Source organism: Sedimentibacter sp. MB35-C1, assembly GCF_030913635.1.
GTDB lineage: Bacteria > Bacillota > Clostridia > Tissierellales > Sedimentibacteraceae > Sedimentibacter.
Window position 1 is genome coordinate 1,313,248 of sequence record NZ_CP133188.1, and the last position, 23,944, is coordinate 1,337,191.

At 35.2% G+C, this 23,944-nt stretch carries 26 protein-coding genes; 20 read left to right on the top strand and 6 right to left on the bottom strand.

From position 1 onward, the window contains the following. The first annotated feature begins 145 nt into the window (after positions 1-145). The 12 genes from RBQ61_RS06195 to RBQ61_RS06250 all read left to right on the top strand — a co-directional run bounded on the left by RBQ61_RS06195 (position 146) and on the right by RBQ61_RS06250 (position 8,237). Complete coding sequence (locus RBQ61_RS06195) at positions 146-1,117, top strand: hypothetical protein (RefSeq protein ID WP_308139623.1); 972 nt, start codon at positions 146-148, stop codon at positions 1,115-1,117. 18 nt (positions 1,118-1,135) lie between these two features. Beyond that, complete coding sequence (locus tag RBQ61_RS06200; RefSeq protein WP_308139624.1) at positions 1,136-1,708, top strand: hypothetical protein; 573 nt, start codon at positions 1,136-1,138, stop codon at positions 1,706-1,708. Further along, complete coding sequence (locus tag RBQ61_RS06205; RefSeq protein ID WP_308139625.1) at positions 1,695-2,108, top strand: hypothetical protein; 414 nt, start codon at positions 1,695-1,697, stop codon at positions 2,106-2,108. The genes RBQ61_RS06200 and RBQ61_RS06205 overlap by 14 nt, the downstream gene beginning before the upstream one ends. 77 nt (positions 2,109-2,185) lie before the next feature. Next, positions 2,186-3,205 (top strand): baseplate J/gp47 family protein, encoded by a 1,020-nt coding sequence (locus RBQ61_RS06210; RefSeq protein WP_308139626.1) that lies wholly within the window; start codon positions 2,186-2,188, stop codon positions 3,203-3,205. Positions 3,206-3,214: 9 nt separating this feature from the next. Then, positions 3,215-3,757: a putative phage tail protein gene (locus tag RBQ61_RS06215; RefSeq protein WP_308140093.1), complete on the top strand. Its 543-nt coding sequence runs from the start codon at positions 3,215-3,217 to the stop codon at positions 3,755-3,757. Next, the gene (locus RBQ61_RS06220) at positions 3,757-5,043 is read left to right on the top strand and encodes a phage tail protein (protein ID WP_308139627.1); all 1,287 of its coding nucleotides are present in this window, start codon (positions 3,757-3,759) and stop codon (positions 5,041-5,043) included. The genes RBQ61_RS06215 and RBQ61_RS06220 overlap by 1 nt, the downstream gene beginning before the upstream one ends. Before the next feature lie 40 nt (positions 5,044-5,083). Further along, complete coding sequence (locus tag RBQ61_RS06225) at positions 5,084-5,443, top strand: hypothetical protein (RefSeq protein ID WP_308139628.1); 360 nt, start codon at positions 5,084-5,086, stop codon at positions 5,441-5,443. Further along, positions 5,443-5,589: a hypothetical protein gene (locus tag RBQ61_RS06230; protein ID WP_308139629.1), complete on the top strand. Its 147-nt coding sequence runs from the start codon at positions 5,443-5,445 to the stop codon at positions 5,587-5,589. Before RBQ61_RS06225 ends, RBQ61_RS06230 begins: the two co-directional genes overlap by 1 nt. A gap of 109 nt (positions 5,590-5,698) precedes the next feature. After that, positions 5,699-6,115: a hypothetical protein gene (locus RBQ61_RS06235; protein WP_308139630.1), complete on the top strand. Its 417-nt coding sequence runs from the start codon at positions 5,699-5,701 to the stop codon at positions 6,113-6,115. A gap of 239 nt (positions 6,116-6,354) precedes the next feature. Continuing rightward, a complete protein-coding gene (locus RBQ61_RS06240) occupies positions 6,355-6,849 on the top strand; it encodes a phage holin family protein (RefSeq protein WP_308139631.1) in 495 nt (164 codons plus the stop codon). After that, on the top strand, positions 6,827-7,546 hold the full coding sequence (locus RBQ61_RS06245) for an N-acetylmuramoyl-L-alanine amidase (RefSeq protein ID WP_308139632.1): 720 nt from the start codon (positions 6,827-6,829) through the stop codon (positions 7,544-7,546). The genes RBQ61_RS06240 and RBQ61_RS06245 overlap by 23 nt, the downstream gene beginning before the upstream one ends. A 112-nt stretch (positions 7,547-7,658) precedes the next feature. Then, positions 7,659-8,237, top strand: coding sequence for a hypothetical protein (locus RBQ61_RS06250; RefSeq protein WP_308139633.1), 579 nt, complete (start codon positions 7,659-7,661; stop codon positions 8,235-8,237). Between the two features lie 78 nt (positions 8,238-8,315). Here RBQ61_RS06250 and bcp read toward each other — a convergent pair whose 3' ends face one another. Further along, positions 8,316-8,780, bottom strand: coding sequence for a thioredoxin-dependent thiol peroxidase (gene bcp / locus RBQ61_RS06255; protein WP_308139634.1), 465 nt, complete (start codon positions 8,778-8,780; stop codon positions 8,316-8,318). Continuing rightward, the gene (gene yaaA / locus RBQ61_RS06260) at positions 8,761-9,531 is read right to left on the bottom strand and encodes a peroxide stress protein YaaA (protein WP_308139635.1); all 771 of its coding nucleotides are present in this window, start codon (positions 9,529-9,531) and stop codon (positions 8,761-8,763) included. The genes bcp and yaaA overlap by 20 nt, the downstream gene beginning before the upstream one ends. Before the next feature lie 425 nt (positions 9,532-9,956). On the opposite strand from yaaA, the gene RBQ61_RS06265 reads away from it, so the two are divergent. Continuing rightward, on the top strand, positions 9,957-11,189 hold the full coding sequence (locus RBQ61_RS06265) for a S41 family peptidase (RefSeq protein WP_308139636.1): 1,233 nt from the start codon (positions 9,957-9,959) through the stop codon (positions 11,187-11,189). Between the two features lie 50 nt (positions 11,190-11,239). Here the strand turns inward: RBQ61_RS06265 and RBQ61_RS06270 are convergent, their stop codons facing one another. Together RBQ61_RS06270 and RBQ61_RS06275 are read right to left on the bottom strand one after the other, a co-directional pair. Continuing rightward, on the bottom strand, positions 11,240-11,623 hold the full coding sequence (locus RBQ61_RS06270; RefSeq protein ID WP_308139637.1) for a DUF2500 domain-containing protein: 384 nt from the start codon (positions 11,621-11,623) through the stop codon (positions 11,240-11,242). 13 nt (positions 11,624-11,636) lie between these two features. Further along, positions 11,637-13,346 (bottom strand): stalk domain-containing protein, encoded by a 1,710-nt coding sequence (locus RBQ61_RS06275; RefSeq protein ID WP_308139638.1) that lies wholly within the window; start codon positions 13,344-13,346, stop codon positions 11,637-11,639. A gap of 191 nt (positions 13,347-13,537) precedes the next feature. Here RBQ61_RS06275 and RBQ61_RS06280 point away from each other — a divergent pair, with 191 nt between their 5' ends. Then, positions 13,538-14,125, top strand: a complete 588-nt coding sequence (locus RBQ61_RS06280) for an HD domain-containing protein (protein ID WP_308139639.1) — start codon at positions 13,538-13,540, stop codon at positions 14,123-14,125. Between the two features lie 81 nt (positions 14,126-14,206). Here the strand turns inward: RBQ61_RS06280 and RBQ61_RS06285 are convergent, their stop codons facing one another. Together RBQ61_RS06285 and RBQ61_RS06290 are read right to left on the bottom strand one after the other, a co-directional pair. Next, a complete protein-coding gene (locus RBQ61_RS06285) occupies positions 14,207-15,397 on the bottom strand; it encodes a glycoside hydrolase family 3 N-terminal domain-containing protein (RefSeq protein ID WP_308139640.1) in 1,191 nt (396 codons plus the stop codon). A gap of 112 nt (positions 15,398-15,509) precedes the next feature. Further along, the gene (locus RBQ61_RS06290) at positions 15,510-16,907 is read right to left on the bottom strand and encodes a copper amine oxidase N-terminal domain-containing protein (RefSeq protein WP_308139641.1); all 1,398 of its coding nucleotides are present in this window, start codon (positions 16,905-16,907) and stop codon (positions 15,510-15,512) included. A 196-nt stretch (positions 16,908-17,103) separates the two neighbouring features. On the opposite strand from RBQ61_RS06290, the gene glpK reads away from it, so the two are divergent. From glpK to RBQ61_RS06320, 6 genes are all read left to right on the top strand, one after another. Further along, a complete protein-coding gene (gene glpK / locus RBQ61_RS06295; protein WP_308139642.1) occupies positions 17,104-18,588 on the top strand; it encodes a glycerol kinase GlpK in 1,485 nt (494 codons plus the stop codon). 78 nt (positions 18,589-18,666) lie between these two features. Then, positions 18,667-19,905, top strand: a complete 1,239-nt coding sequence (locus RBQ61_RS06300; protein ID WP_308139643.1) for an aminopeptidase P family protein — start codon at positions 18,667-18,669, stop codon at positions 19,903-19,905. 193 nt (positions 19,906-20,098) lie between these two features. Then, positions 20,099-21,541: a 4-hydroxybenzoate decarboxylase subunit C gene (gene shdC / locus RBQ61_RS06305; RefSeq protein WP_308139644.1), complete on the top strand. Its 1,443-nt coding sequence runs from the start codon at positions 20,099-20,101 to the stop codon at positions 21,539-21,541. A 16-nt stretch (positions 21,542-21,557) separates the two neighbouring features. Continuing rightward, positions 21,558-21,764, top strand: a complete 207-nt coding sequence (locus RBQ61_RS06310; RefSeq protein WP_213925664.1) for a non-oxidative hydroxyarylic acid decarboxylases subunit D — start codon at positions 21,558-21,560, stop codon at positions 21,762-21,764. 44 nt (positions 21,765-21,808) lie between these two features. Continuing rightward, positions 21,809-23,188: an SLC13 family permease gene (locus tag RBQ61_RS06315; protein ID WP_308139645.1), complete on the top strand. Its 1,380-nt coding sequence runs from the start codon at positions 21,809-21,811 to the stop codon at positions 23,186-23,188. Positions 23,189-23,227: 39 nt separating this feature from the next. Beyond that, entirely contained in the window at positions 23,228-23,809 is a 582-nt protein-coding gene (locus tag RBQ61_RS06320) for a UbiX family flavin prenyltransferase (protein ID WP_308139646.1), read from the top strand. Positions 23,810-23,944 lie beyond the last annotated feature (135 nt).

The following is a 23,944-nucleotide window of genomic DNA, read 5'->3' on the forward strand; positions in this document are numbered from 1 at the left end:
AATAAGAATAGAAAAATCAAAAACAAGGATAGTTGATACGGTAGTATCTATGATTAGCGATAACCATAATACATAAAACATGGTTAATGTAGGATAAAACTACGTTATTACCGTTGATATATTAGATTAAGGAGTGTGATAGAAAATGAAACAAACAACAAATTATAATCTTGTAAAACCGGAGCTAACCGATAGCCCACCCGACATAACAGTCATGAACCCAAACTGGGATAAGATTGATGAAAGATTGAAAGAAATTGAGGAAGAAAATGATAATTTGGATGCCTACAAAGCAGATTTAGTAGATGGGAAAGTGCCTAAAGAACAGCTTCCGGAGATGAATTATTTATCATCCACTGGTGATGGTAAGGATGTTACAGTCACATTTACCGAATCTGGTTCAAGAATAAATATTAATACAACGGAAAAGCTATCTGTTTTATTTGGCAAAATAAAAAAATATTTCACAGATTTAAAAACAGTAGCGTTTACAGGTAGTTATACAGATTTAAGCAATAAACCTACTTCATTGCCAGCTGACGGTGGTACATCTGCGGCATGCAGTGGCAATTCGGCAACAGCAACAAAGTTGCAAATAGCAAGGCAAATAAACGGAGTCGCATTTGACGGAACTGCAAATATAACCATAGCAGACGATACTAAAGCACCAAAATCTCATGCAAGCACTGGAACAACTTATGGTGTTGGAACTACGTCTAATTACGGTCATGTAAAGACGATAAACAGTTTAACCCAATCAAGTCATGCAAATGGTACTGCATTAAGTGCTTATCAAGGTAAAGTGTTGAAAGACCTTGTTGATGCAAAACCTGATGTTGTAACTGGAGTATACGCAGGTGATGGCACATCTTCAAGAAATATAACTTTAGGCTTTCAACCAAAAGCAGTGTTTTTATCGAGGTTTGGTTCTGTTATGGGTGAAAATAGAGCAGGCAATTTACTAGGGGGGTTGGCACTTAGTAGCTACCCTACCACACTTCAAGATAGGGATGCACTTACTATAACAAGTACAGGCTATACTGTAGTTAATAATATTAATTACGATATTTTGCTAAATTCGTCAGGTAATACTTATTATTACACGGCTATTAAATAACGTAGGAGGTTGTTAAAGTTGATTATTTATAAAAAGACTAAGGGTTTTGAACAGCGTTCAGATAAACCAAATGAAAATTGGGCAGATGAAGATTGTTTTGTTGTTGAAGACAATTCAGAATTGGCAGGTAAAATTATACAAGCATACCCATATTATGAATTTATAACAGATAGTAAAGGAAATTTAATCGACGTTGAAGTTTTAGACAATCCTAATATACTAACAAATTCAAAGGAGGTTAAGATAGCACAGTCAAAACAACAGCTTGCTGAATTTTTGCAACAAAATCCATTGCAGTTCACAGATGGAAAGCTTTATTCAGTTACGGAAGAAAAACAAACATTATTGGCAAATGCTATTCAAGTGTATCAAATGAAAGTTCAAGCAGGGCTTCTTGCCACGTTAAAGTGGAATGCAACAGGTGAAGAATGTACCGAATGGACGCTTGAAGAACTGTCCACATTGGCACTGGCAATTGCAGAATATGTTGAACCTTTGGTTGCCCACCAACAATCATTGGAAGTTCAAATTAGAAATGCCACTACTTTGGAAGAACTGGAAGGAATTGAAATCAATTATGAAATGGTTTAAGGGTTTAATTCTGTTCTTGATTGGTGGGGGTGCTTATTACACAATTGAAATTCTATGGCGAGGGCATTCCCACTTGACTATGTTTGTACTTGGTGGTGTGTGTTTTATTCTGATTGGTTTAATTAATGAAAAATTTTCATGGAAAACAAAACTATGGAAACAACAGCTAATTGCAACAAGTATTGTAACAACTTTGGAATTTGCTTCAGGGGTGATTTTAAACTTATTATTAGGCTTAAACATTTGGAATTATAGCAACTTACCATTTAACTTATTTGGACAAGTTTGCTTACAATATACAATCTTATGGTTTTTTCTGTCATTTGGGGCAATTGTCTTGGATGATTATATCAGACACTGGTTTTTGGGGGAAGAAAAACCACGTTATAAACTAATATAGGCAACAAAAGAAAAATTTGGCGTCTTGAAAGAATTCCTTTACGGCAATTTAACTGTAACAAGGGAGGTGAATATTTAATGTTTGAGAATATGACATATGAATATATTTTGGGCGATATGCTCGGAAAAGTTACAAGTGACGTGGATAAGCGTGAGGGGTCTGTTATATATGATGCCCTTGCTCCTTGTGCATACCAGATTGCACAAACTTATTTTTATCTTAATAATTTTATTGATTTGGTAAGCGGAGATACTGCTGTAGGGAAATATTTGGACAGGGTGGTTGCGGATTATGGTATCAGCAGGAAATCTGCAAGCTATGCTGTAAGGCAGGTGGAAACGACAGGAGAAGTCACTGTCGGAACAAGATGGGGATTGGAAGATACAACCTATGTTATTACAGAATCAGTTTCAACAAATATTTATAAGGCTAGGTGTGAACAGTTGGGAACGGTAGGTAATCAATATACCGGCACGCTTGAAAATATTGATAATGTGGCGGGAATTACAGCTTCATTAACAGGAATAATTGCTTCAGGATCAGATGAGGAAACAGATGAGAATCTGCGTGAAAGATTCTATGCTCAGATACAATCGCCGAGTACATCCGGCAATGCTTATAATTATAAAATGTGGGCTCTGGAAGTACCGGGCGTGGGGGATGCCAAAATATTTCCCCTATGGAACGGGCCGGGAACGGTTAAGGTGCTTGTTATAGACGGCGATATGTGCATAGATACTTCATTGCCGTCAAAGGTGAAGTCACACATTGAATCTGTCAGACCGATTGGGGCATCAGTTACAGTTTCAAACCCTTCGGTTCTGACCATTGATGTTGCCGCGAATGTTGTGCTGGACAGAACTAAGACAATGAATGATGTGCAGTCAGCGTTTGACAGTTCATTAGCTGAGTATCTAAAGGATACGGCATTTAAAATCTACAATATTAGCTATGCTAAAATAGGAAGCATTCTGCTTTCGACAGAGGGAGTTCGTGATTATGATTCGCTGCTTGTGAATTCCGGTGTTACAAATATAGAATTAGACGATGAAGAAGTACCTGTTGCCGGAGCTGTTACACTGACGGAGGTGATGTAATTGAATCTTATGACATTATTGCCTGACTATTATAAAGGCAATGTGACTATGGAAGAGCTGCAGAACATTTTGGGCAAGAATATAAATGATCTTGAAGACAGCCTAAATGAAACAATTAACCAGTGCTTTGTCAATACTGCATCCGCTTTACTGTCAAGATATGAAAAAATATATGGCATACAGGTGGATGTGAATAAGTCTGATGATTTCCGAAGAGAGCGCATAAGAGCAAAAATACAGGGAACCGGAACAGTAACTAAGCAAATGATAGCCAGTGCGGCAGCTGCATACAGCAACGGCGAGGTCGAAGTAATTGAAAACCCTAAAAGCTACAGCTTTATAATCAAATTTACAGGTGCAAAGGGAATCCCGGCAAACATATCAGATCTGGCAATTACTATTGAGGAAATCAAGCCGGCGCATTTGACGTTTTCATTTGAATATACATGGATAACATGGAATGAGTTTGATAATTACAACAAAACGTTTGATGAGTGGGATGAGTTGGATTTATCATGGGACGAATTTGAAACATACAGGGAGGTGGCATAATGCCAAGTGAAATAAAAACAGAAAACTTGGGGCTCAATAAATGGGAAGGAAACGAGTATCCAAAAAGAACAGACTTTGTTAGTGACAATGAAATAATAGACGAAGCAATAGGAAAATTAGAAAGTCTTAAAACAGAGAATAAGTCAAATTTAGTTGCAGCAGTTAATGAGGTTAGGGAACAAAATGATAATTTGACAGCCTATGCAGTGGCAAGCGGAACAAATACCTATACAGCAACAATTGTAGGAATAACAGCATTAACAGAAGGTTTCAGTATTAAAATTAAGTTTACAAAAGCAAATACAGGAGCAAGTACTCTTAATATTAATAGCATTGGAGCAAAATCAATTTTAAAAGGAAATGGCAATGCTCTATCAAGTGGAAATATTAAAGCAGGTCAAATATGCAACCTTGTATATAATGGCTTAAATTTTCAATTATTGGGTGAAGGGGGTGAGTATGGAACAGCAACAGTCTCAGAAGTGTTGTCAGGAAAAACAATTGGGACAGATGATGGATTGGTCAATGGCACAATGCCCAATCGTGGAGCTGTAAATCAAAACCTTACAGCAGAGGCTCAAGAATATACAATTCCGCAGGGGTATCATAACGGTTTAGGTAAAATTAAAGCTGTTATAACAGGACTTGTAGCAAGTGTAATAAAAGCAGGAGTTACGGTTGGCGGTATACTTGGTACATTTACAAATGATGCTACAGCAACAGCGGCTCAAATACTGAAAGATAAAATTGCTTATGTTAAAGGAAATAAAGTAGTAGGTACAATACTAAGTAAAGGAGCACAAACATATACACCTGGAACAACAAATCAGGTTATAAATGCAGGGCAATATTTATCAGGTGCTCAGACAATTCAAGGTAGTGCAAATTTTATAGAAAGCAATATAAAAGATGGGGTTAATATGTGGGGAAAGGTAGGAACTTTAAAACAAGTTAAAACATATTCACCATCAGATATAACAGTAGAAACACCTCATTATAGTGATGAAATAGGAGCTACATCATTTATAGAAACTCCTGCAACTGTATTACTAAGCTTAATGAAAAAGGATACAAGATATATAAATTATTTAACTTTTGATGGAAATGGGAGTATTTTTTTAAAAGAGCTATCTTCTAATGGTAAAGTTATTGAAGTTATATTACCATATGTTTTTACGGTATCAAGTACATCAACTATTTTTTTAATATTCAACCCTTATGGAAATACATTTACCATTCGTGATTCAAATGGAAACATTCTAAATGTTCAATTGTTTATAAATTAGAAAAAAAAAATAATATTGATTAAGATAGGAGAAAATTAGGATGCAAAAAGCAATAAATATTGAATGTAGTAATAAGAATGTAGTAAGAATTCTATCAATAGCGGAACCAGAAATAATCGAAAACAATCCTACAGGATTAGAATATTTTATCATAGAGGATTATGTCGAACCATTTGTATTAGACAATCCGCTAGCGATTAATTACCCAATGTATGATAAAGTTAATAAAACTTTCAAGTGGGCGCAAATCCAATATCAAAACACAGCAACAGAAGAATTATTAGAAATAGAGAATTTAAAAATAGAAAATACGAATTTAAAAAATGAATTACAAGTAGCAAATGGAAACATAGATATGTTAACAGAAACATTAGCGGACATGATTGGAGGAGCTATCTAATGACTGATATTCAAAAGAAAATATTAATAGCAGGAATTAAGATAAAACTAGCACGAGGTGAAGAGCTTGAAGATATTTTGATATCTTATGTTAAATTAAACGAAACAGAAAAGCAAGAAATAAGAGGGGCTTTAATAACGGCATAGGCAACAAAAGAAAAATTTAGCTTCCTAATTAATTCAAATTAAAACCGTATTACTCAAGAAGATTTGGAAAGTCTAATAACAGACTACAATGAAGCTTGAGGTAATGCACATGAGAAAAATATTTAAGTATGCGGTACTGCTTATATACGGCGGTGTGATATATTATTTTATAGAGCTAATTTACAGAGGGTACAGCCATTATGCTATGATTTTGGTAGGTGGGCTGTGCTTTATATGTATAGGGCTTTTGAATGAACTTTATACGTATAAAATTCCGCTTATAAAGCAAATGTTTATATCTTCTTTTATTGTTACGGTAATAGAGTTTATTGCGGGAGTGGTATTAAATATGTGGCTGAAGCTGGATATTTGGGATTATAGTACTTTAAGGTTCAATATATTAGGGCAGATAAGTCTGCAAACAAGCGTTGTATGGTTTTTCCTTGCTCTGCCTGCAATATACTTGGATGACTATCTGAGATATTGGATGTTCGGGGAAGCAAAACCGCAGTATAAGTTAATATAGGGAACAAAAATAATCTACTATTTATTAAAAGGGTCTCAGCAGAGGTCCTTTTTTTAATTAAGTAGAAAAACATACAAATTACTCAGTACTTATATCAAAATAGAGAAAATTAAATTATGCCAAGTTAAATGAATAAGTTGCCGGAGTTCGGGTAATTGCGGCAGCTATAGAGCATGTACAAGATAATGGCATATAATATGATAAGAGATGAAATGCTCTTTTAAGGGGTGAAATAAATAATGGAAAATTTAAACAGATATACAATGGAAATTATATCAGGATATAACATTTTGATAGGCGTAGTGGTGACCATAATGACAGCAGTGTTTGGAGAATTTTGGTATTTATTTGCTGCGTTTTTGGTTTTTAATATAATAGATTGGTTAAGTGGCTGGAGCAAAGCAAGAAAGCTAAAGATTGAAAACAGTGAAAAAGGACTAAGCGGTATAGCAAAAAAAATATGGTGTTGGGTGCTCATCCTGGTGGCATTTATGATATCAAATATATTTATAGTTTTAGGAAATGAACTTTTAAATATTGAACTTGATTTTTTAACATGGTTTGGATGGTTTACTTTAGCCAGCCTGACCGTAAATGAGGTAAGAAGTATTCTTGAAAATTTAGTTGAAATAGGTATTAATGTTCCATTTTTTTTGATTAAAGGTCTGGCTGTTACAGAGAAATTGATCAACAGCAAGATTAATATACCGAATGATGGTGACAGTGATGATTAAGATACTCATAGACCCCGGCCATGCGCCGGGGAATACCAATAAAGGACCTACTGGTTATTACGAATATCAGGGAGTATGGACAATATCTTCTTATCTGAAGGAGATGCTCGAAAATAAAGGAATTCAGACCGAGTTTACCCGTACATGGGACCAGAATCCTGATCCCTATGAAAGAGGTCAGAAAGCGGCAGGTTATGATTTATTTATATCGGAGCATACCAATGCCAGTGGTGACGGCAGGGCACGTGGAGTAGAAGTGTTTTATGATTATTCAAAGCCTCAAGATGTTGAATTTGCACAACAATTAGCTGACAATGTTTCTTCGGTAATGGGAAATTCAAGCAGGGGTGCAAAGACGAGAGTATACACCGAAAGCGGTAAAATATACAACTATTACGGAGTTATACGAGGTGCAGGAGCTACAGACTGCAAACATATATTTCTTATTGAGAGCGGTTTTCACGATAATGCCGATGATGAAGCATTTCTAAAAGTTGATGAAAACCTGAGGAAAATAGCGCAGGCACAGGCAGAGATGATTTTGAAATTTTTGTGGGTGAATGATATGACGGTGCAGGAAGCAGAAAAGGTAGTGAAGGAAAGAGCAGGACTTGATGATAATACTATGCAGTATCTTAAATATTACAGGTATGGAGAAGCTCTGCTGATAAAGCTTGCAGAAGATATGGAGCATTAATATTATATATAATTACTTTATTTTGTCCGGGTATTTCCCGGACTTTTTATCTTTTGACATATTACTAAAATATGGTATAATTGTAGAACCAACAAAGTGAGGGGGAAATATAGTGAAGAAGATAGGAATTTTTTTATTGATAGCGGTATTACTGATGGTAACAGGGTGCAGCAAGGGAGAAACGGCAGAACAGGCGACTGTGAATGCTCTTGATGCTGTTAAGACATTGGATAAGGAAACTCTAGGCAAATACATGAATTATAATGAGCTTGTTGAGTCGGACGACGGCAGTGAATCAGAATACATAAATAAAATATTTGAAAATTTAGATTATAAGATTATATCTTCAGAAGAGAAAGAAAACGAGGCTGTTGTGAAAGCGGACATTACAAACATAGATATGGAAAAAGTAATGGGTGAAGCAATGAAAAACTCACTTGCTGAAGTGTTCAGCCAAGCTTTTTCCAATTTAGGGGAGCAGCAGAGTGAAGCAGAAAGCGAAGATATGTTTAATGAACACTTTGAGCAAGCAATTGAAAATAACAAAGACTCGAAGGTTGTAAACACTGTTGATATCAAGCTTACGAAAGTTGATGAACAGTGGAAAATAAATATGGACAGCGATCTGCAGAATGCACTTATGGGAAACCTGTATAGAGTTGCAAATCAGCTCAAGGACATATTTGAATAAAGCATGTACAAGTAATAAGCCCCTCTGGTTTAATGTAGAGGAGCTTATTTTATTTCAAGAAAAATAATTTTAATAATATTACTTGCTGTTTCTCAGATATTCCAGCACATCCTTAGCGTTTGAGTCAGGTTTTACTTTGGGCATTACATCTTCGATGATTCCATTTTCGTCAATTATATAGGTTGTTCTGACTACTCCCATGCTTGTTTTTCCGTACAGCTTTTTTTCTTTCCATACATCATAAGCAGTTATGGCTTTGAGTTCAGGATCTGAAAGTAATATAAACGGCAGATTATATTTATCCACGAATTTTTGATGTGATTTCATGCTGTCTTTGCTTACTCCTATAACTGTTACACCGAGCTCGGTAAATTCATCGTACATTCCGGCAAATCCGCAGGCTTGTTTTGTACATCCCGGAGTGTTATCTCTGGGATAAAAGTATAATACTACTTTTTTGCCGGCAAAATCTTCAAGAGATACTTCTTTTCCATCCTTGTCAGGTAAAGTAAAGCTTGGTGCTTTAGTGTTTTTTTCCAACATTGTTGTTTCCTCCTTTTATAAAAACATAGGTATTGTCATCAGATAGTTTTTCTTTATATAAATAGTTAAGCCTGTTAAAATTTTTAATGCCTTGTGCATCCGTAACTTTATTTTCTGCCATATAACGCACCATTTCCCCTCGGGCCATTTTAACCTGCGTTCCTTTTTCAATAACTTTTTCACCTTTAATTTCGCCGAAAACACATGTGATAAACTGCACATCAGGCTCAAGGTAATCTGATATGCATCTGCTGTATTCCTTGGATGCAAGATTTATAATGCATCTGCTTTCTGAAAATAGTCTGTCAGCAAGCTTTCGTCCCCAAAAATCATAAAGCGAATTTAATTCTTCAGTGTTCAGTCTTGCCTGCATTTCTAATCTGTATGGTGTAATGCCGTCAAAAGGCATAAGCAATCCGTAAAAGCCTGACATTATCCTTAGGTGTTCGTCTATGTATGTGAATTCTTCATTGCTAAATATATCTGGAGACATATATTTGTATTGTATTCCTTCATATGAAAGAATAGCAGGTGTAAGATTTTTGTATAAATTCATGTTTTGAAACCGCTGATAATTTAATGCAGCTATTTTATCGTTACACTTCCATATTTCTTTTAACTTTTCGTAGCTAAGACATTTAATATGCTCAGCTAGTAACTCTGCTTCCTTAATAAATTGCGGAAACTTTACATCAGCCGGAAAATTCGTGTCAGTTTTCATTTTCTTGGCCGGCGAAATAATAATTCTCATATATTTCTCCAATATGCAAATATTCTATACTAAGCTATCTTTAATTTTTTAATAGTTTTTGTTTAATAGATAATCCCATTAATTGTATATCTATATTAAAAATGGTATCATAATAAACATAGATGTCAACAGTTTAATTTTAAATGCTAATTTATGGACAAAAAAATTAATATTATATAATTAATATTATAATAAATAAATTGCTATAAATATAAAGACAGAATAAAATATATTTATTTTAAATTCATACTTTAAATATAAAAATAATAAACTAAATATTTTTATTTAGAACAATTTGTGCTATAATAACACAGATGTGCAATTTAAGGTTGTATTAATTTAATAGGATAAAATAATACGGCGTAGCATATAAATAATTATAAGCGTTTAATTTGAGCTTAACTTTAATTGTCAGGAGTGAGTATATGGTATCTAAGAAAAAATATATTCTTACGATTATCGTGGTTTTTTTTGTAACTGCTTTTTTGACTTTTTCACTGGGAAATGTATTTTTAGTTGAAGTAGGGCAAAGGGTAGTTTTATCTGATGAAGCATACACTGAAATGAAAGAAATATATGAAAAGTATGCAAAGCAAGAAAGTGTAATGAAAATTGCACAGAGGGATTTCCTTTATGAGGCTGATGAGGGAAAAATGCTTGAAGGAGCATTGGAAGGCACACTGAAAGCCTTGGGAGACCCGTATACGCAGTTTATGACCAAGGAAGAATTTGAAGCACTTATGCAGGATACTGAGGGTACATATGAAGGTATTGGTGTATACATTACTGCAAGTGATGATAATAAAATAATGATAGTATCACCGATTGAAGATACTCCGGCTGAAAAAGCAGGGCTAAAGACAGGAGATAAAATTATCGGAATTAACGGAACCGAATTTACTGCTGACAAAATTGACGAAGCGGTAAGTATTATGAAGGGAGAGCCCGGAACTAGCGTAACTCTGACAATACAGCGCCTTAAAGATGATAATACAAGTGATATTTCCGACGTGGTTGTTAATAGAGAAAAAATTAAAATTAAAACAATAAAGCAGGCAATGCTTGAGGATGGAACGGGCTACATTAGAATAACAACATTTGATATGCATACAGCAGAAGATTTTAAAGCAGCATATGCAGAGCTTAAAAATCAAGGTATGAAGGGACTTGTAATTGATCTTAGATATAATCCCGGTGGAATAATTGATGCAACAGTTGATATTTCTGATATGTTCATGGGTGAAGGAATAGTGACCTACACTAAGACTAAATCTGGAGAAACTGAATATTTTAAATCGGATGCAAATGCTGAGGATATACCGATTGTTATGCTTATAAACGAGGGAAGTGCCAGTGCTTCTGAGATTATGGCCGGAGCGATGAAGGATACCCAAAGAGCAACTCTTATAGGAACAAAATCATTTGGCAAGGGTATTGTACAGAGAGTCCAAAGATTCGGAAGTGATGGTGAAGGAATTAAAATGACTGTTTCCGAGTACTTTACTCCAAATGGGATAAACATTCACGGTATAGGAATAGAGCCTGATATAGAAATAAAATTATCTGAAGATTCGTTAGGATACGGATATGAATACTATGATACAGACAATCAGCTGCAAAAATCAGTAGAAGTATTAAAAGGAAAAATGAATCAATAATAGCAGAAGAGATGGATTATTTTTAAATAATCCATCTCTTTTTATTTTAATTATCTTGTGAAACTGATAAATCTTGTGCCTTGGAAATTAAGCGTTCCTACGTCGCCCTCTGCAAGCATTCCAAACTCTCCGGACGGAACTTGAAATTCCATACGTTCGCCGTTGGTAAGTTCAAATGTTACATAGTACAGTGTTCTGCTTGTATGAAGATTCATATTCATATTATCTGTCCTGTGTCGATGGCGGCTTGTAACATCATATCTTTTGGAAATTATTTTCGCTTCTACAGGTATTATGGGCTGTTTGTTATTGTGCATATTTGTCTGAATATTTTTAATAATTGTATAAACTATATACCCGAATACAAATAAAAATATAATTGGAAACAGGCTGAACATTATACCGTGTCCCCAAAAATAATTAAAATGTGCCATAATAATTTCTCCTTTAATATATTAATACTGTCTTGTCTGCATCATCCCATATAACAGTCTTATTAATCGATTCACTAATAAATCTTAAAGGTACCATAATTCGATCGTTGACTATTCTAGCAGGTACATCCAATGTGCTTTCTTCGCCGTTGATGTAAGCGGATTTGCTGTTTGACGGAATAATTATTGTTTTATCCTCATACTGAACAACAGCTGCACTTTTTTCATTATCCCATGATACAACACAGTTCATAACTTCGAAAACAGCTCTTAATGGAACCAGGGTTCTTCCATCTTGAATGAAGGGCCATTGATCAATAGAGCTGAAATCTATATATTGATCATATACTTTTACATTTACAGGGTTGTCTGGTTTTTTGTCTGTTATATATTCAAACGCCTGAGAATTTAAAGCAGTAATTGTTACAGCTTCCTGTATTCCCTGATATTCAAATTGTATTGTGTAGCTGCCGGGTTTCTTAAATGTTACAGTACCGTTGTAAATGCTTATACCATCGCTGTCGTACGGATATATAAGCACATTTTTGGTAATGTTTGTTTTTTTATCTCCATACATTGCATACACGTTGAATTTGAAATCAGTAGCTGTGTTATAGATTTTTTTGCTAAAATCATGTACGATGCTTTCAGGTGTTTCCTTATATGTATTGTATAAATTTAGAATATAATATTCGCCTGTGCTGTCGCTGTTAAGCTGACCATAGCTTATCAACGATATGTAGTCGTGCTTGCTCAGCAGTTTTGACATTGCATTGTAAATAGTGTCTTGTGACAGTGACTTGCTGATTCTTATGGATATTCTTAATGGTCTGTGGCTAATTTTATATTCAAGTATATTAGACAAATCTTTTTCTGTTTTTGCGGTATTTACATCATCATACACGTCAAGTCCTGTTTCCATTAATAATTTATTGTATGATAATTCTTTAAGATATTCATAGTAACTTTTGCTTGCTTCAGGTAAATCTAAGCCTTCGTCAATTATGTGATCCTTTAGAATTTCTTTGTCGGTAAGCATATAATAATTGTAAGATACCCTGTTTACATCTGGAAGAGGATCATTCCATGTTGTGTCTAAATGAAACCACCAATCTCCAAGTTTAACCATGTTCCAAATGTGGAGTTCTCCATTTGCAGTTCCTGTAACCAATTTTACCGGTATATTCAGTTCGTTTAACATATTATATGTTAAAAGAGCATAGCCGTTGCATACAGAAGTCCCCTGTGTAAGCAGGTCATAATCAGAATACAGCTGCATGGATTCATCATACTTGCCATGAAGCACTATGTAATCATGAACGGCCTTAACCTTTTCATGATCATTCATGGATGGATTTATGATTTCAGATAAAATGTTTTTAATTTGCTTGTCAGCTTCGGCTCTTTCGGAGCTTGTGATAATATAATCCACATTCACGTCAATTTTACTTGCCTTGGCTGTGCCTGTCACATCCCATCCTACAGATTTAACGTAAGAGTTAATATGAGGATATTTATCAACTGAATTTTTGAGTATTTCCTCTATGCTGTCCCATGATCCGTTATATTTTATTTCAAAATTTTGATTGTACTGGATTAATTGCTGCAATAAAATATCTTCCAATTCATTAGTGCCTGCAGCATTTAATTCAGCTCCGAATACATTGCATGTATGTGCTATCAACACAGAGCTTAGAGCTAATGCTATGATGTATTTTTTCATTTTATCACCTTCCCAAATTTCTCATTCAATTATATACTATATTTTGGAAAATATAAAGTGTAATTAATTGACAGCGTATGTGTTGAAAAATAAATTAATTTAATGTAGTATATTTAATATTATATAAATAAATGAAGTATTAAATTAATAGACGTAATTTACATAGAAAAAGTTTCATGTGAGGAGAAAATATGTATAAAAAATTTTTAAACAATATATTGATGAGTGAAAAGCCTTCGAAAGGCATTTATAGACTTATAGAAACAAATGAAATTATGGAAGTCATTCCTGAGCTGATGGAACTGAAGGGGTTTGATCAGCGTACTCCCTACCATGATAAAGATGTTCTTGATCATACCATGGCTGTTCTTGATTCAATTAAGCCAAAGCTTCACTTGAGGATGGCAGCTCTGCTTCATGATATAAGCAAGCCTGAGTGCTTTACAATTGATTCTAAGGGAAGAGGTCATTTTTATGGACATCATATAAAATCAGCAGAAAAAAGTGAAAAAATACTTAAACGGATGGGGTATGATGAAAAGTTTATAGATGAAGTCACTATACTTATTAAGTATCATTACATAAAAGAAATTATTTCAAATGTAAAAGAAAACGGAATTAAAAAATTCATAGATTCAGTAGGAGAAGACCGTCTTGACGATATGCTTGAGCTAATAAGAGCAGATATGTCAGGCAAGCCGGATAACGGGAATTTGAAGGTTGTACAAAAGCTGGCGAAGCTTACTAAAGAATATATGAACGAAAAATATGACGAATAAATATTGCAGCAAGTTAAGGGTCAGCCTAATGGCTATCATTATGCTGACATTTCCCAGAGAACTTTTTTGCAAAGATGATTTTTACATTAAATTCATATAACATTTCCATTGCAGAATTCTCAATACAGATTCATTGATTCTATCTTTAGAGACATCGCCTGCTTCTAGTGCATTCAATAACACATTAAAGCTATTTTCAAAATCAGTTACGATAATCATGTCATTTCCGGCCATCAATGCCATAACTTCAGGGGGCAGCTCAGTGTTAAGCTGTGCTATTGCACCCATGGAAAGGTCATCTGTCATTATAATTCCTGTAAAATTCAAATCATTTCTCAGGATATCAATGACATTTTTTGATAGAGAGGCAGGCAGATTTTTACCTATTGCTTCGACTATGTTGTGAGAAACAAGAATGCTTTCTGCTCCTGCTTCAATTCCGGCTTTGAAGGGAAGAAAATCACTTTTTATAAACTGCTCGTATGGGCGGGAATCATGCGCCGAACTGTTATGAGTATCGGTGTTGTTTCCGTATCCTGGGAAGTGCTTTAAGGTTGAGGATATGCCTGTCTCCTTCATGGCTTCGACCACGTTTATTACATACTCAGATGTTTCATCAGCACTTTTTCCTAATGTTCTTAAGTTTATGAAATCCGATTCGTTTTCAGATACGTCAGCAACAGGAGCCAGATTCAAGTTTATTCCAAGGTCTAGCAAAAGCTGCGATTTTTCTTTCGCGTCTTTTTTTATTTCCTCAAATCCTCCTATTGCATAAAGCTCTTGAGGAGATTTGAACTTTTCAGTGGCAAGAAGTGGATTTAAACTTACTCTTACTACTGTTCCTCCCTCTTCATCAACGCCTATTATCATAGGTATGCTGCCGCTTTTCTGATAGTAGCTTATATTTTCTGTTACCTGTTCTTTTGTTTTCTGTAAAAAATCTTTTCCAAACAATATAAAGCCGCCCGGCTTCATTGAAAGAAAATTATCGAGTTGTTCTTCATCCGGGCATCTAACAAGGAACATTTGTCCGATTTTTTCTTCTGTTGACATTGAGTCTAATATGTTTAATGCCTGTTGTCTGTATTTGTTAAAAATGCCTGTATCTTTCTGTTGAGAATCTTTCTCGGGTTCTTCAGGTTCCGGCTGCTGTGCGGGTTCTTCTGCCGGCGGAACAAAAGTATCGTTTCCTCCATCTGTATCCGGTGGTGACGATATCAATGAGCAGCCCGACAATACTAAAGTTATTATGAGTACTAAAATTTTATTCATGTTTTACTCCGATTATAGTGATATCAATAATATTACCATACAAAATAACTTTATCAAATTAAAAAAATATGGAAACAAAAAGCGGGTACTTTTAAGTGACCCGCTTTAAAATTTATTGAATTGTATCTTCTTCAGGTTCAGTAGTTTCAGTTTCAACAGCAGTTTCAGCATCAGTTTCAGTTTCAGCTTCAATCTGATCTTCAAGTTCCTGCATCATCTCTGATATATCAGTTGCATTCAGAGCTTCTTCAGGAATTTCAAAGTCCTCTGCTTCATTAATATTTTTTATTTCCATCTGCATTGTTGCTTTCATTTGCTTCAACATTTCCAATTCGCTCTGAGGTACTTCTCCCATCATAGCAGTCATATTATCCATCATAGAAAGTACAAGGCTGCCTAAATCAGCTTCATATTTAACAATTTCACCTGACTCTTCGTCAATATATACGATGTATACTAAATCTCCGATTCCTCCATCTGCAAGTCCCTTAATCATTTCTGCAGTTAATATATCCTGCTCGTTTTCTGAAGCAGACATTTCGTCAATATATTCTCCGAAGATATCCTTGAAGATTTCGTTTGAAAGTGTATATTGCATTCTCAGCATTGACTTGCCTGATTCATCCTCATATTTTCCGAAATATTTTATATCTTTGATGTATTTTTCTGATAATTCTTGATTTGCTTTTATTGTTTCAGCGTTGTATTTAAGCAGACCAGAAAACATTTCGTCTTCATATTCGGATTTCATCCATGTGGTAGAATCGTCTTGGTCTTTTATTCCCATATATGTAGTAAAGGTTGTATCATCAGAAACCATGTACATGTCCATTACAGGCTGAGTGATTTCTTGATCCATCACATTCATCACAATGTTTGAATTAATCTTTGCCTTTAATGCCGGCTCCATAAATATAGTCATATACATTTTCATATCCATATCTACTGATTGAACACTTCCAGCATCATCTGCAACAGGTATTGACATATTTACCAGTATATCGGCATCATAGTTTTTCCAGTCATATGATTTGTTGGTAGCTTCTTTTAAGATTGTTTCAGCATCAACAGGTTCGGTAGCTATAACGACTGTTTTTAAGTTCTGATCCCATTCAACAGATGAACCGAAGGCTTCAACAACAGCTCTTATGGGAAGGTATGTCTTGCTGTTGACAATTTTAGCTGCTGTGTCATTTGCTTTCTGTTCTCCGTTTACTATTATGTAATCTTGGTCAATTGGAACTTCCACAGTGGTATCATCTTTAACTGCTGTGGCAATGCGGTTGTCATTGTCCCATTCAACATTTGCGCCATAAGCTTCAAGAGCTTTCCTGAACGGAACAAGAGTTCGTCCGTTTTCATCTACGAATGGCATACCTGTATCTTCTGAAAATTCAACGCCTACAGAATCTATTCTCACAGAAATTGTATCTGTAGTTTGTGCAAAGGCTGTAGCCTGTGCTAATGCTAATATTAATACTAAACTTAGCAATAAAGTAATTTTTTTCATATTATCCTCCTATTTTTGTTGCTTTATATAATGATATATTAATGTCAAATAAAAATCAATACATGATTTATTACAGAAAACGGTATTATTTATAACATTTTACATAATCTTTGAATGAATTACTTTTTTGGTTATTTCGTTGATTATTTCAATTTTGAAGTATATAATTGAAGTAATATTTGTTTTAGGAGATTCTATGAATAAAAAATATGTACTTGCACTAGATCAGGGAACTACGAGTTCTCGAGCCATACTTTTTGATAGAAACGGAACAATAATAAATATAGCTCAGCATGAATTCAGACAGATATATCCAAAGCCGGGATGGGTGGAGCACGATCCGGTAGAAATTTGGGAAACGCAATTAAATGCTGCTAAAGAGGCAATTGCTAACATTGATCCATCTGAAATATCATGCATTGGAATAACAAATCAGCGTGAAACTACGGTAATGTGGGATAAGAATACGGGCAAACCTGTGTACAATGCCATTGTATGGCAGAGCAGGCAGACGTCAGAGATATGTGATGAGTTGAAAAAGGAAGGACTTGAACCTTACATAAATGATACTACAGGTCTTGTAATAGATGCGTATTTTTCTGGGACGAAAATCAAATGGATTCTTGACAATGTGCCGGGTGCAAGAGAAAGTGCTGAAAAGGGAAATATATTGTTTGGAACAATAGACACATGGCTTGTTTGGAATCTTACAGGAGGCAGGCTTCACATAACGGATTATTCAAATGCTTCCAGAACTATGATATATAATATAAAAGAGCTGAAGTGGGATGAAACCATATTAAGTGCTCTTAATATACCTTCTTCGGTATTGCCTGATGTAAGGCAGTCATCGGAACTTTACGGAGAAACAAATAAAGAAGTATTCAGTATAGGAATACCTATATCTGGAATCGCAGGTGATCAGCAGTCAGCATTGTTTGGTCAGATTTGTTTTCAGGAGGGAATGGTTAAAAACACATATGGAACAGGTTGTTTCATGCTCATGAATACAGGTGAAAAAATAGTAAAATCTCATAACGGGCTGGTGACCACCATTGCATGGGGAATAGGTGGAAGAGTCGAATATGCCTTAGAGGGTTCAATTTTTGTTGCCGGTGCGGCAATTCAATGGCTGCGAGACGAATTAAAAATAATACATGATGCCGCTGATTCTGAATATTTTGCAAAAAAGGTCAGTGACAGCAACGGAATATATGTTGTTCCGGCATTTACAGGTTTGGGAGCTCCATATTGGGATATGTATGCAAGAGGTGCAATTATAGGACTTACAAGAGGAACAAATCGAAATCACATAATAAGGGCTACACTGGAATCTATTGCATATCAGACAAAAGATGTTATTGAAGCTATGATTGACGATTCCGGCATTAATTTAACAGCACTAAAGGTAGACGGAGGTGCCACGGCAAATAATTTCTTGATGCAATTTCAATCAGACATACTGAATGTAAAAATTGAAAAACCTGAAGTTACAGAAACAACAGCTTTGGGGGCGGCTTATCTGGCAGGCCTTGCAGTAGGATTCTGGAAATCTAAAGGTGAAATTTCCCAGAATTGGAGCATGAGCAAAAGTTTTAAACCTCAAATGGATAAAGAAAAAAGAAAAGAACTTTACAGTGGATGGCAAAAAGCAGCTGACAGATCAAAGAATTGGATATGACGAGGTACTTCATAAAATATATGAAATTTACTATATATGAATTTTTTAATTATTGAAAATAATATTGGAGGATTTATAATGGACACAAATTTTTTTGTTAACAACAGGATGAGATTTTCTGAAAGAATGAAGGATTGTTCATCTGCGGTATTTTTTTCCGGCAGAGCACCAAGGGAAAGCGCTGATCAATTGTATGACTTTTCAGTGAATAGAAATTTTTTCTATCTTACAGGAATAGATAGAGAAGACATGATACTTTTAATTGAAAAAATTAATGGGAAGATTACAGAAACTTTGTATATTCCTCCTGTTGACGAGCACTTTGAAAAATGGTTCGGAATTTTAATGAGAAAAGACGAAGCGACTCAGGTATCAGGGATAAAATCAATTCAGAATAAAAATGAATTCATGGATCAGTTTGCAAAAAAACTTTCATCTTCTGACAGACCGGACAATGTATATGTATTTTCATATATAACAGGTGCAGATGAATCCTATGACCACGACAGAAAGCTTGCACATTGGATGAAAAATCAATTCCCAGCTATTAATATAAAAAATTCGCTTGATTTGATGATTGAGTTAAGAAGCTCCAAAACAGAAGATGAAGTGAATGAAATTAAGACTGCAATAGGGTACACAAAGGAAGCATTGGAATTTGTAATGAAGAATTTGAAGCCAGGGAAATTTGAATACCAGGTTAAGGCAGATTTTGAGTACCAGTTGCAACTCAGAGGGTCAAGACCAAGCTTCAAGACAATTGGAGCGTCTGGCGAAAAAGCGGTAATTCTGCACTACGTAGACCTGAAACAAAAAATAAAGGACGGAAGCCTGATACTTCTTGACTTAGGAGCTTTATCCAACAACTATGCTTCAGATATTACAAGAACTTACCCTGCAAACGGAAAATTCAGCCAGAGGCAAAAAGATATATATAACATAGTATTGGAGGCACAGGATGTAACCATAGATGCCATGCATGTGGGAGCCTCAGAAATTGCTGTGAATGATGCGGTTAAGAAGCATTTTGCAAAGGGGCTGAAAGCTTTGAACATTATCAGAGAAGATGCAGATGTAGATAAATATTATTATCACAGTATAGGTCATCCTTTAGGACTTGATGTACATGATTTGAGAAGAAGAGACAAAACTATGCAGGAAAACAATGTGTACACTGTTGAGCCGGGCCTTTATATTAAGGAAGAGGGCATAGGCATAAGAATAGAGGATGATGTATGGGTTACTAAAAAAGGTATAATCAATCTCTCTAGCGATATTATTAAGACTGTTAATGATATTGAGAATTTTATGAAATAAAATTTCAGAATACGTAATTCCTATATTAAAATTATATATAGAAGGCTAATTAAAAACATATAAAAAACGCGGGAAAAATATTTTTCTGCGTTTTTTATATAAAAATAAAGTTGATGACATAAACTGTTAGTTGATACAGATTGTGGACTTTAGTGTTATATAATTAACATATACAAAATTATGGAGGTTTATAATGGCTAAAGTTTATAAGGATTTAAGAGAATTCTTAGAAGTGCTTGAGGCAGAAGGTCAGCTTGTAAGGGTGAAAGAAGAAGTTAACCCAGAACCGGACATTGCCGCAGCAGGACGTGCCGCTTCAAATTTAGGCAAAAACCAGCCGGCAGTACTGTTTGAAAAAGTCAAAGGATACAAGCATAGCGTAGTAACTAATGTTCACGGATCGTGGCAAAATCATGCTCTTATGCTGGGACTTGACAAGAACACATCAACAAAGGATCAATTCTACGAATTAAACAAAAGATGGGACAAGTTTCCAGTGCCGCCTAATGTAGTAAAAAGAGAAGAAGCACCATGTAAGGAAAATGTTATTGACAAAGATATTAACTTGTTTGATGTCCTTCCGTTGTACCGAATAAATGATCAAGACGGTGGTTTCTATATATCAAAGGCATCTGTAGTTACAGCGGATCCTGAATTTCCAGATGATTTCAACAAGCTAAATGTCGGAACGTACCGCATTCAGGTAAAAGATAAGGACAGAGTTGGAATACAGGCTCTTTCAATGCATGATATAGCAGTGCAGTTGGAAAAAGCAGAAGCAGAAAACAAAGAGCTTCCTATAGCTATTACAATTGGTAATAACCCGTTAGTTACTTTTATGGCAAGTACTCCTGTTGGTTACAGCCAAAATGAATATGAATTTGTAGGGGCATTGCAGGATGGAGTTCCAACAGACATAGTTAAATCAGATTTATATGATCATTTATATGTTCCAGCAGGTTCAGAGGTTGTTTTGGAAGGACATATAATTCCAAGAGTAAGAACTGTTGAAGGACCTTTTGGAGAATTCCCTGGTTCTTATTCAGGATCAAGATTGCAGTGTGAAGTTCAAATAGATAGGATAACACATAGAACAAATCCAATATTTGAAAATCTCTACTTAGGTATTCCTTGGACTGAAATTGATTACTTAATGGCATTAAATACAAGCGTTCCGTTATATAAGCAGTTAAAAGAAACAATGCCGGAAGTTGTTGCAGTTAACGCTATGTACACTCATGGTATCGGAGCTATTATATCTACAAAGGTTCGTTACGGAGGGTATGCTAAGGGTGTTGCATTTAGACTACTGTCAACTCCTCACGGAATGCCTTATTCAAAGATTGTAATAGTTGTTGATGAATTTGTTGACCCATTCAATCTGGAACAGGTTATGTGGGCATTAACTACAAGAGTTCATCCAAGCAAGGACGTTTCAATAATTGAAAACTGCCCTGGTATGCCTCTTGATCCATCAACAAATCCTCCGGGAATGCATACGAAAATGATAATTGATGCAACTACTCCTGTTCCGCCGGAACCTAATCCTAGAGAAACACAAATACTGGAACCGCCTGCTGGAACTGATGAGTGGGAAGAAAAATTAAAAGAGTTACTAAAAAATCTTAACAATTAATAAGGAGGCAATTATTATGAAGTGTCCACGTTGTGAGTCGGATAAAATAAAAAAAATTACCGATGCCCCGAAAGACAATGCATGGGAAGTGTATGTTTGCGAAAAGTGCTGGTATTCATGGCGTTCAACTGAAAACCCTGTTGTAATAGAAAAATTCAAATTGGATGATGAGAAAATTGCTCATATGGGTTTAATACCGCCAATTCCACCGCTGAAAAAGTAAATATAAGAGGGCTTATGCCCTCTATTTTTTGAAAGGATATTATTATGAATAAGAATAAAAAGCTATTAGGATTATTATTAGGCATTCTTGTAGCAATTGTTATAAACATTCTTCCATTGGAAGGCTTGTCAGCTCAAGGTAAAATGTGCTTGGGATTAACACTTATGACAGTAGTGTTCTGGGCTTTTCAAATCGTTCAGTCAGGCTATGCATCAGGACTTTATCTAGCACTGCTTGTTATATTTAATGTTGCTGAACCATCAGTCGTGTTCTCTCCTTGGGTTGGGAGCACAATGTACTTAGTAATCGGCGCGTATCTAATTGCTTCTGCCGTAAAAAGTTCTGGATTAGGAGAAAGAATAGCATATAAGTTTATAATAAAATTCGTAAGTTCTTATAGAAGTATTATTATATCTATATTTGTGCTTACTTTTATTTTAAGTATACTAATTCCTCATCCTTGGCCAAGAGCTTTTCTAATTATGTCAGTTATGGCAGTAGTAATAAAAAGCGCAAATGTTCCTAAGGAGGATGCAATTAAAATAGGATTCACTGTTTTTGCATCATCTGTTCCTGTTTCAATGATATTTTTAACCGGAGACAGTGTTATTAATCCTCTGGCAGCACAGGCATCAGGAGAGTTAATAAGCTGGATGCAGTGGTTTGTCTACATGGGACCTCCCAACATTGTTGCAAGTATAATAACCTGCTTACTGATTCTCGTATTATTTAAACCGACTAAAGAAATTATAATAAATAAAGAAGAGATAAAAGAAAAACTAGATTCTCTGGGACAAATATCAGGTATAGAAAAAAGAACAATTATATGGCTTGCTATTGCAGTTGTGTTGTGGATGACAGATTCCATACACGGTATAAATATAGGATGGATTACACTTCTCATAGCCATGCTGATGAGTTTACCTGCTATTGGAGGGGTACTTACACCGAAGCAGTGGGGGGAAGTACCGGTACATGTGCTTTTGTTTCTAACCGCAGCCATGACAATAGGAAAGGTTGGAGGAGTAACCGGTATGAATACATGGATAGCAGACACTATCTTGCCTTCATCAATTCCTGAAAATCCGTATATACTGGCAGTTATAATAGCAGTAATATCCATGGGAATACATATGTTCTTGGGAAGTGTAATAGCCGTAATGGGAATAGCTATTCCAGCTCTGTTAATATTTACTGAACCTATGGGAATAAGTCCTATAATAACTACATTACTGGTATATACTTCAATCGGTATACACTACATTCTTCCTTTCCACCATTTGAATATGCTTGTGGGACAAGGAGAAGAAAACGGTATGTATGGGCAAAAAGAAGTAATGAAGCTGGGAATCCCATTGATTGCGGTAGTTTTTATAATTGTTTTGTTAGAAGTGCCATATTGGAAAATGATAGGTTTATTTTAATAAATAAAGAAAATATGTTTTATATATAGAGGAGAGATTATGAGATTAGTTGTAGGAATTTCAGGTGCCAGCGGAGTAATACTTGGATACCATATGTTGAAGGCTTTAAAGGCTTACCCAGAATGTGAAACGCATCTGGTAATTTCTGAGGGAGCAAGAGTAACATTTGGACTTGAAACAGAATTAAAGATTGAGGATGTGGAAAGCCTTGCTGATGTTGTTCACAGCAACAATAACCTGGCGGCTTCTATTTCAAGCGGCTCATTCAGGACGGATGGAATGGTTGTTATACCCTGCAGCATGAAGACTTTATCAGGAATTGCATGCGGGTATGCAGAAAATTTGCTCATACGTGCAGCTGATGTATGCTTAAAAGAAAATAGAAAAGTTGTGTTGGTTCCCAGAGAAATGCCATTTGGAAAGGTACATATAAGAAATATGAAGGAAGTTTCGGATTTAGGATGTGTTATAATTCCTCCTCTATTAACATTTTACAACAATCCTCAAACAATTGAGGAACAAGTTAATCATATAATAGGGAAAGTGCTCATGCAGTTTGGATTTGACCACAAAAAATTTATCGCATGGGAAGGTAAAAGTTGTGGTGATTCGAAGCTTTAAGCTGAGTGCACGCAATATATTGTTAATATAAATCACATAAAATTTGAAGATGTTCCCATTTTTACAATGTGCAAGTCTTATGTTTATAATATCATCTATGTGTCATATAAATTAATGAATGGGATGGTGTATATT